Source organism: Cupriavidus sp. 22TCCZM04-2, assembly GCF_057798895.1.
In genome coordinates this window covers 1-9547 of record NZ_JBYOJS010000041.1, presented here as the reverse complement: position 1 = coordinate 9547, position 9547 = coordinate 1, and the positions used below count along the sequence as shown (strand labels likewise).

Annotated in this window: 8 protein-coding genes; all 8 read left to right on the top strand. The window is 67.8% G+C overall.

Annotated elements, in window-relative coordinates; genetic code table 11:
* The coding region (locus AC3FKG_RS29525; RefSeq protein WP_488744839.1) for a carboxyl transferase domain-containing protein at nt 1-1531 on the top strand (1531 nt) is incomplete at its 5' end.
* A gap of 33 nt (nt 1532-1564) precedes the next feature.
* The gene (locus tag AC3FKG_RS29520) at nt 1565-2470 is read left to right on the top strand and encodes a dienelactone hydrolase family protein (protein WP_483710140.1); all 906 of its coding nucleotides are present in this window, start codon (nt 1565-1567) and stop codon (nt 2468-2470) included.
* A 57-nt stretch (nt 2471-2527) separates the two neighbouring features.
* Entirely contained in the window at nt 2528-3316 is a 789-nt protein-coding gene (locus AC3FKG_RS29515; RefSeq protein ID WP_483710141.1) for an enoyl-CoA hydratase/isomerase family protein, read from the top strand.
* Nucleotides 3317-3738: 422 nt separating this feature from the next.
* Complete coding sequence (bioA, locus tag AC3FKG_RS29510) at nt 3739-5148, top strand: adenosylmethionine--8-amino-7-oxononanoate transaminase (protein WP_488744838.1); 1410 nt, start codon at nt 3739-3741, stop codon at nt 5146-5148.
* A complete protein-coding gene (gene bioF, locus AC3FKG_RS29505; RefSeq protein ID WP_488744837.1) occupies nt 5138-6364 on the top strand; it encodes an 8-amino-7-oxononanoate synthase in 1227 nt (408 codons plus the stop codon). The genes bioA and bioF overlap by 11 nt, the downstream gene beginning before the upstream one ends.
* Nucleotides 6361-7098: a dethiobiotin synthase gene (gene bioD / locus AC3FKG_RS29500; RefSeq protein WP_483710144.1), complete on the top strand. Its 738-nt coding sequence runs from the start codon at nt 6361-6363 to the stop codon at nt 7096-7098. Before bioF ends, bioD begins: the two co-directional genes overlap by 4 nt.
* A gap of 18 nt (nt 7099-7116) precedes the next feature.
* Nucleotides 7117-8142 (top strand): biotin synthase BioB, encoded by a 1026-nt coding sequence (gene bioB / locus AC3FKG_RS29495; protein WP_483710145.1) that lies wholly within the window; start codon nt 7117-7119, stop codon nt 8140-8142.
* A gap of 74 nt (nt 8143-8216) precedes the next feature.
* A partial coding sequence (locus AC3FKG_RS29490; RefSeq protein ID WP_488744836.1) for an acetyl-CoA carboxylase biotin carboxylase subunit occupies nt 8217-9547 on the top strand: 1331 nt, incomplete at its 3' end.

The following is a 9547-nucleotide window of genomic DNA, read 5'->3' as shown; positions in this document are numbered from 1 at the left end:
GGCCGACCTCAAGGCCAAGGTGGCGAAGCTCGCCGAAGGCGGCGGCGATGCCGCGCGCGACAAGCACCTGTCGCGCGGCAAGCTGCTGCCGCGCGACCGCGTGCAGCAACTGCTGGACCCGGGCACGCCGTTCCTGGAGCTGTCGCAGCTAGCGGCATACGACATGTACGACAATGCCGCCCCGGGCGCCGGCATCATCACCGGCATCGGCCGCGTGGCCGGGCAGGAATGCGTGATCGTCTGCAACGACGCGACGGTCAAGGGCGGTACGTACTACCCAATGACGGTCAAGAAGCATGTGCGCGCGCAGGAGATTGCCGAGGAGAACAACCTGCCTTGCATCTACCTGGTGGACTCGGGCGGCGCCAACCTGCCGAACCAGGACGAGGTGTTCCCCGATCGCGACCACTTCGGCCGCATCTTCTACAACCAGGCCAACCTGTCGAAGCAGGGCATCCCGCAGATCGCCGTGGTGATGGGCTCGTGCACGGCCGGCGGCGCCTACGTGCCGGCGATGAGCGACGAGTCGATCATCGTCAAGAACCAGGGCACCATCTTCCTCGCCGGCCCGCCGCTGGTGAAGGCCGCAACAGGTGAGGTGGTCAGCGCCGAGGACCTTGGCGGTGCCGATGTCCACACGCGCCTATCGGGCGTGGCCGACTATTTCGCGCAGAACGATCATCACGCGCTGTCGCTGGCGCGCAATATCGTGGGGCACCTGAACCGGCGCAAGCCCGACCAGATCCGCCTGCATGAGCCGGCCGAACCGCTGTATCCGGTGGAAGAACTGTACGGCGTGATCCCGACCGACACGCGCAAGCCGTTCGACGTGCGCGAGGTCATCTCGCGCATCGTCGATGGCTCCGAGTTCGACGAATTCAAGGCGCGCTATGGCACCACGCTGGTATGCGGCTTCGCGCGCATCTGGGGCTACCCGGTCGGCATCGTGGCCAACAACGGCATCCTGTTCTCGGAAGCGGCGCTCAAGGGCGCGCACTTCATCGAACTCTGCTGCCAGCGCAAGATTCCGCTGGTGTTCCTGCAGAACATCACGGGCTTCATGGTGGGCCGCAAGTACGAGAACGAAGGCATTGCGCGCAACGGCGCCAAGATGGTGACGGCGGTGGCGACCGCACAGGTTCCCAAATTCACGGTGATCATCGGCGGCTCGTTCGGCGCCGGCAACTACGGCATGTGCGGCCGCGCGTATTCGCCGCGTTTCCTGTGGATGTGGCCGAACGCGCGCATCTCGGTGATGGGCGGCGAGCAGGCCGCGAGCGTGCTGGCGACCGTGCGCCGCGATGGCATCGAGGCGAAGGGCGGCCAGTGGAGCCAGGAAGAGGAAGACGCGTTCAAGCAGCCGATCCGCGACCAGTACGAACACCAAGGCCACCCGTACTACGCGAGCGCGCGCCTGTGGGATGACGGCGTGATCGACCCGGCGCAGACGCGCACGGTGCTCGGGTTGGGGCTCTCCGCCAGCCTGAACGCGCCGATCGACGATATGAAGTTCGGCGTGTTCCGTATGTAAGGGAGCTGGCCATACGCGCCGTACGTCACTGTCATGGGTTGTCCTGCCTTTTTGCTTCGATGTCTCGCCACACTGCAAGTGCTGGGGCTGCTGCTGTATGCGCCGGCCGTGGCGCAGGCCCAGCCACCGGGCACCGCGCAAAGCGCACCGGCGACGCGCGTCCGTTTTTCGGAGCAGGTGGTGCTGGTGCCCAAGGCGGCTTCGCCGTTCCGCGTTGACCTCGAAGCCACGGTGTTCCGTCCGTCTGGCGAAGGGCCGTTCCCGCTGGTCGTCATCAACCACGGCAAATCGCCCGGCAAGCCGGTCTTCCAGGGGCGTGCGCGCTTCCCGGCGCAGACTGTGGAGTTCCTGCGCCGCGGCTACGTCGTGGTGCTGCCGATGCGCCAGGGCTTCGCACGCTCGGGCGGGCCGTACATCGGCGGTAGCTGCAATATCGAGATCAACGGACTGCAGCAGGCGGAGGACGTGGTCGCCGCGCTGGATTACATGGTCAGCCAGCCTTACGTCGACAAGGACCGCATCGTGGTCATTGGCCAGTCGCATGGCGGCCTGACGACCATGGCGTTCAGCACCATCTCCTATCCCGGCGTGCTCGGCGTGGTCAATTTCGCGGGCGGCCTGCGCAACCTGAGCTGTCCGGACTGGGAGGACAAGTTGATCGAGACGTTCGGCGACTATGGCAAGGACGCGCGCTATCCATCGCTGTGGATCTATGGCGACAACGACAGCTACTGGCCCGCACCGCTGCCCGACCGCATGTTCAACGCCTACAAGGCCAACGCGAAAGGGGCCGCCGCCGATGCGCGCATGATCGACGTCGGCGAGTTCGCCGGCGACTCGCACCGCCTGTTCAGCGCACGCGAAGGCATTCCTCTCTGGCTGCCGCAAGTCGGCGCCTTCTTTCGATCGCTTGGCCTGCCGTTCGAGAACGGTTCCTGATCCGGCGCCGGCGCTTGCATGCGCGGGCCTGCATCCCCATTCCATCCGGAGCGCAACATGAACTTCACCACGCTTACCGTCAACGTTGCCAGCCACATCGCCACCGTCACGCTGAACCGGCCCGATGTGCGCAACGCCTTCAATGAAACCGTCATTGCCGAACTGACCGGCGCTTTTCGCGCGCTTGGCGACATGGACGGGGTGCGGGCCATCGTGCTCGCCGGCAACGGGCCGGCATTCTGCGCGGGCGCGGACCTGAACTGGATGAAAAAGATGGCCGGCTACTCGGAAGACGAGAACCGCGCCGATGCGCTGACGCTCGCGCAGATGCTGCATACCATCTGGTCGTGTCCGCGGCCGGTGATTGCTCGGATCCAGGGGGATACATATGCCGGAGGCGTGGGGCTGGTTGCTGCATGTGATATCGCCGTGGCGGCTGAGCACGCGCATTTCTGCCTCTCCGAAGCGCGGCTTGGTCTGCTGCCGGCGACGATCAGCCCGTATGTGATTCGCGCCATGGGGGAGCAGGCGTCGCGGCGTTACTTCATTACCGCCGAGCGGTTTGATGCGGCGGAAGCGCTTCGGCTCGGATTCGTGCATGCCGTGGTGCCTGCCGAGGCCCTGGATGCCAAGATCGGCGAGATTGCATCGGCGCTGGTTGCCAACAGTCCTAATGCCGTGCGTGAAAGCAAGCGGCTGGTGCAGGAGGTTGCGGGACGGATCATCGACAACGACTTGCTGGCTGACACGGCGGACCGGATTGCGAAGATTCGTGCATCGGCGGAGGGGAAGGAGGGGGTCAGGTCGTTCCTGGAGAAGCGGTCGCCGTCGTGGCGGCCGGCTTGAGGCTGCGACGTCTGGTGACGCGCCTGTTTGCTCCCCTCTCCCGCTTGCGGGAGAGGGGCCGGGGGAGAGGGCAGGCGTGTGCCAAGCATGATGCACCGCACGTTGTGGTGACTGCGGCCCTCTCTCCCCACCGTCTCCCGCCGTATGGGAGAGGGGAGTCATGCCGCAGCAAGTGAAATTCCAGCGCAGCAAAAAGTGCCTGCGCAACTTGCATGGAGATCGCTGCACGCTAACGACAAAAGCAAGGCATCCCCCCTGCAACGGCGTCTAAATCCTCTCAACTTTCCGCCAATTCAAAAAAGCCGCCGCCATTGCCAACTCCCTCGGCCCGTTCCTAACATAGCCCTCCCGAACCCTTCCGTCCCGCTCGCCCGGCCCAGTTACCGGTGCGCCACGCGGAGGGTCAACCAAGGAGGACTCCCTTGCAACAACAGTCCCTACAGAACCCGGCCGGCGATTCGCTTGGCCAGCGCAGCAAGCGCGCGGTCTGGCACCCGTGCACGCGGCTGCGCCCTGACGACGACGCGACGCCGCTGGCCATGGTGCGCGGCGAAGGCCCGTGGCTTCACGATGCCGATGGACGGCGCTATTTCGATGCCACCAGTTCTTGGTGGGTCAACCTGTTCGGCCACGCCAACCCGAAGATCAACGCCGCACTGGCGGACCAGCTCCAGACGCTGGAGCACGTCATGCTCGCGGGCTGTACCCATGCACCCGCTGTCGAGCTGGCCGAACGCCTGTCGGCGCTGACCGGCGGCGCGCTTGGCCACGCGTTCTACGCATCGGACGGCGCGTCGGCCGTGGAGATCGCGCTCAAGATGAGCTTCCACTACTGGCGCAACACCGGCCTGGCGGCCAAGCGCGAGTTCGTCTGCCTGGCCAATGGCTACCACGGCGAAACCGTGGGCGCGCTGGGCGTGACCGACCTCGATGTCTTCCGCGATGCCTATGACCCGCTGACCCGCCGCGCGCACGTCGTGATGTCGCCCGACGCGCGCCAGGCCGCAGCTGGCGAGACCGCCGCCGACGTCGCCACGCGCGCGCTGGCGGCGCTGGAGACGCTGCTGCGCGAACGCGCCGGCCACATCGCGGCGCTGATCATCGAGCCGCTGGTGCAGGGTGCCGTCGGCATGGCCATGCATGACCCGTCCTACCTCGAAGGCGCGCGCGCCTTGTGCGACCGCTACCGCGTCCACCTGATCGCCGACGAGATCGCAGTCGGCTGCGGGCGCACCGGCACTTTCTTCGCCTGGGAGCAATGCCGCGACGGCGGGCAGCCGCTGCCCGCGCATGCGTGGCCCGATTTCCTGTGCCTCTCCAAAGGCATCAGCGGCGGCTACCTGCCGCTGTCGCTGGTGCTGTCGCGCCCGGAGATCCAGCGCGCCTTCGTTGCCGACGATCTCGCGCGCAGCTTCCTGCATTCGCATTCCTATACCGGCAACCCGCTGGCCTGCCGCGCCGCGCTGGCCACGCTCGACGTGTTCGCGCAGGACGGCGTGATCGCGCGCAACCGTGATCGCGCGCAGTGGCTGGCCGATGCGATGGCGCCGTTCTCAGACGATGCACGCCTGCACCGCATGCGCCAGCGCGGCCTGATCTGGGCCGTCGATGTGCGCGACGACGTCGCCGGCGAAGGCTTCGCCGGACGCTTCCACCGGGCTGCGCAAGCGCGCGAGCTGCTCGTGCGGCCGATCGGCAACACGCTGTATGTGATGCCGCCCTATGTCTTCGACGCCGCGCAGGCGCGCTGGCTGGCCGGGCAACTGCTCGCCACGCTGGACGATGTGCTCGGCCCTACCCACGCCAACGAGGAGGCCCGCCATGCTGCTTGAACAACTGCGCCGCGCAGCCGATGAACGCCAGGCCCGCGCGCTCACGCGCCGGCGCCGCATCGCGCATACGGCCTGCGCGCCGCACCAGTCGGTTGGACCGGTCGATACGCCCGCGCCGCAGTCCTTGCTGACCTTCTGCAGCAACGACTACATGGGCCTGGCCAGCCACCCTGATGTCGTCGCCGCGCTCGCGGAAGGCGCACAGCTGTATGGCGCGGGCAGCGGCGCCTCGCACCTGGTCAGCGGCCATTCGCTGGCGCACGCGCGCCTCGAAGAGGAACTGGCGCGCTGGTTCGCCCCGTACATCCCGCAAGCCCGCACGCTGTATTTCTGCACGGGCTACATGGCCAACATGGCCGTGCTGACGGCGCTGGGCACCGCGGGCGCGACGCTGTTCTGCGAGTCGCTCAACCATGCCTCGCTGATCGACGGCGCCCGGCTTGCGCGCGCCGACGTGCAGCGCTACCCGCATTGCGACGCGGCCGCGCTCGACGCGCTGCTCGGCGCCAGCACCAGCCCGCTCAAGCTGATCGTGACCGACAGCGTGTTCAGCATGGACGGCGACGTGGCGCCGCTGGCCGAACTGCTCGCGCTGGCCGAACGCCACGACGCATGGATCATCGTCGACGATGCGCACGGCTTCGGCGTGCTGGGTGATGATGGCCACGGCGTGCTGCAGGCGCTCGGGCTGAACTCGGAGCGCTTCATCTACATCGGCACGCTGGGCAAGGCCGCCGGCGTGGCTGGCGCCTTCGTGGCGGCGCACGAGACCATCATCGAACACCTCGTCAACACCGCGCGGCCTTACATCTACACCACGGCCGCGCCGCCTGCGGTGGCGCACGCGCTGATGGCCAGCCTCGCGATCATCGAGGGCGAGGAGGGCCGGCAACGCCGCGCCAACCTGAACCGGCTGATCGCCGGCCTGCGCGCCGGCCTGGCGCCGCTGGCGGCGGCGGCGGGCTGGCAGTTGGGCGACAGTGCGACGGCCGTGCAACCGCTGATCGTCGGCGACAACGCCACCTCGCTGGCGCTGTCGGCACGGCTGGAAGCCGACGGCATCCGCGTCGGCGCGATCCGGCCGCCGACCGTGCCGGAGGGCACCGCGCGGCTGCGCATCACGCTGTCCGCCTCGCATACGGCCGCGGACGTGCAGCGGCTGGTCGGCGTGCTGGCCGACGCCGTGATGCGCGACGCGAAGCAGGAGGCCGCATGAGCCGGCCCGCGAAGTTCCAGTGCTTTGTCACCGGGACCGATACCGGCGTGGGCAAGACCCACGCGAGCGCCACGCTCCTGCACGCGCTGCATGCGGCGGGCTATGCCGCCGCCGGCATGAAGCCCGTGGCCAGCGGCAGCGAATGGCGCGGCGACCACTGGCACAACGATGACGTCGCGGCGCTGCGCGCCGCCAGCTCGGTCACCGTGCCGCTGGCGCAGACCTGTCCGTTCCTGCTGCGCACGCCGTGCTCGCCGCACCTGGCCGCCGCGCAGGAAGGCGTGCGCATCACGCGTGCACCGATCCGCCAGGCGTTCGATGCGCTGCGCGAGCAGGCCGATGCCGTTGTCGTCGAAGGCGTCGGCGGTTTCCATGTGCCGCTCGATACCGGCGCGGTGCGCTGGAGCACGGCGGACCTTGCCGGGATGCTGGCGCTGCCGGTGGTCATGGTGGTGGGCATCCGCCTGGGCTGCCTGAACCACGCCGTGCTGACCGCCGAGGCCATTCGCGCGCGTGGGCTCACGCTGGCCGGCTGGATCGCCAACCGCGTCGACCCGGACATGCTGCTGGCCGACGAGAACATCGCCACGCTGCATGGCGCGCTCGATGCGCCGTGCCTCGGCGAATTGCCGTGGCAAGTGGCGCCGGCCGATGCCGCCGCGCGCCTCGACCTTGCGCCGCTGCTCGCGCGCTCCATCCAATACCAGTCCGAGGCCCAAGACCTCGCTGCCTGACATAAAACCGAACCGATCATGACCCAAGCCACTCAGACCGTCGCCACCATTTCCCCCGAATCGCTGCGCCAGACCGCGCGTAGCCACGCATTGCCGGAGGACGCGCGCTGGAGCGTCGACGACGTCGCCGCGCTGTTCGCGCTGCCGTTCAACGACCTGCTGTTCCGCGCGCAGCAAGTGCACCGCGAGAACTTCGACGCCAATACCGTGCAGCTGTCCACGCTGCTGTCGATCAAGACCGGCGGCTGCGAAGAGGATTGCGGCTACTGTCCGCAAAGCGCGCACCATGATGCCGGCGTCAAGGCCGAGAAATTGATGGCCCTCGATGAAGTTCTGGAAGCCGCCCGCACGGCCAAGGCCAACGGCGCCACGCGCTTCTGCATGGGGGCCGCGTGGCGCAGCCCGAAGGACCGCCACCTGGAGCCGGTGATGGACATGGTGCGCGAGGTCAAGGCCATGGGCCTGGAGACCTGCGTCACGCTGGGCATGCTGAAGGCCGAACAGGCGCAGCAGCTCAAGGAAGCGGGCCTGGACTACTACAACCACAATCTCGATACCTCGCCCGAGTTTTACGGCAAGATCATCACCACGCGCACCTACCAGGACCGGCTCGATACCATCGGCCACGTGCGCGATGCCGGCATCAACGTCTGCTGCGGCGGCATCGTCGGCATGGGCGAAGCGCGCGAGGCGCGCGCGGGGCTGATCGCGCAGCTCGCCAACATGGACCCGTATCCCGAGTCGGTGCCCATCAACAACCTGGTGCAGGTCGAAGGCACGCCGCTGGCCGGCACCGATGCGCTGGACCCGTTCGAGTTTGTCCGCACGATTGCCGTGGCGCGCATTACCATGCCGGGCGCGATGGTGCGCCTGTCCGCGGGGCGCGAGGCGATGGAAGAGGCCCTGCAGGCGCTGTGCTTCATGGCCGGCGCCAATTCCATCTTCTACGGCGACAAGCTGCTGACCACCGGCAACCCGCAGGCGGACCGGGATCGCGCGCTGCTGGCCCGCCTGGACATCCGCGCCGAAGGCCACGCAGGCTGAATAGTTAAGAAATCACCACGCGGAGAGCTCCCCGCCGTAAGATCCCGATAACCGGGTCAAAACGGAGGGAGCTCATGTTCAGCAAGATCCTGATCGCCAACCGCGGCGAGATCGCCTGCCGCGTCGCCGCCACTTGCCGGCGGCTGGGCATCCGCACGGTCGCGGTGTACTCGGACGCCGATGCCGATGCGCGCCACGTCGCCTTCTGCGACGAGGCCGTGCATATCGGCGGCGCCGCCGCGCGCGACAGCTACCTGCGCGCCGACCACATCATCGAGATGGCGAAGGCAACCGGGGCGCAGGCGATCCATCCCGGCTACGGCTTCCTCTCGGAGAATGAGGGCTTTGCCGAGGCCTGTGCCGCGGCGGGGCTCGTCTTCATCGGCCCGCCGGCCTCGGCCATCCACGCGATGGGCAGCAAGAGCGCGGCCAAGCAGCTGATGGAAAAGGCCTCCGTGCCGCTGGTGCCCGGTTACCACGGCGAAGACCAGAATCCCGGCCTGCTGCGCAGCGAGGCCGACCGCATCGGCTACCCGGTGCTGCTCAAGGCCAGCGCCGGCGGTGGCGGCAAGGGCATGCGCGTGGTGGAGTCGGACGATGCCTTCGAAGCGGCGCTCGCCTCGGTCAAGCGCGAGGCCTCGGCCAGCTTCGGCGACGACAAGGTGCTCGTCGAGAAATACCTGACCCGCCCTCGCCATATCGAGATCCAGGTCTTTGCCGACACCCACGGCAACTGCGTCTACCTGTTCGAGCGCGACTGCTCGGTGCAGCGCCGTCACCAGAAGGTGCTGGAAGAAGCGCCCGCGCCGGGCATGACGGAAGAACGCCGCCGCGCGATGGGCGAGGCTGCCGTGGCCGCCGCCAAGGCCGTCGGCTATGTCGGCGCCGGTACGGTCGAATTCATCGCCAACCAGGACGGCTCGTTCTACTTCATGGAGATGAACACGCGCCTGCAGGTCGAGCATCCGGTCACCGAGATGATCACCGGGCAGGACCTGGTCGAATGGCAATTGCGTGTGGCCGCCGGCGAGCCGCTACCGCTGAAGCAGGAACAACTCCGCATTGACGGCCACGCGCTGGAAGCACGCATCTACGCCGAGAATCCCGACAAGCAGTTCCTGCCGTCCACCGGCACGCTGCGCTTCCTGCGCACGCCGCCCGCTGTCCAGTTCATGCGCGGCGGCGATGCCCACGGCCCCGCTGGTGTTCGCATCGACTCCGGCGTGCGCGAAGGCGACACCATCAGCCCCTACTACGATCCGATGATCGCCAAGCTGATCGTCTGGGGCAAGGACCGCGATGAGGCGCTTGCACGCATGCGCCAGGCGCTGGCGGCCTATCACGTGGTCGGCCTGTCCACCAACGTGGCATTCCTGCAGCGGCTGTTGAAGTCCGAAGCGTTCCG

Bases quoted from the DNA above. Each gene is read 5' to 3' on its own strand.
- bioF (WP_488744837.1), top strand. From the start codon at position 5,138: ATGCTGCTTGAACAACTGCGCCGCGCAGCCGATGAACGCCAGGCCCGC.
- AC3FKG_RS29520 (WP_483710140.1), top strand. From the start codon at position 1,565: ATGGGTTGTCCTGCCTTTTTGCTTCGATGTCTCGCCACACTGCAAGTG.
- bioB (WP_483710145.1), top strand. From the start codon at position 7,117: ATGACCCAAGCCACTCAGACCGTCGCCACCATTTCCCCCGAATCGCTG.
- AC3FKG_RS29515 (WP_483710141.1), top strand. From the start codon at position 2,528: ATGAACTTCACCACGCTTACCGTCAACGTTGCCAGCCACATCGCCACC.
- bioD (WP_483710144.1), top strand. From the start codon at position 6,361: ATGAGCCGGCCCGCGAAGTTCCAGTGCTTTGTCACCGGGACCGATACC.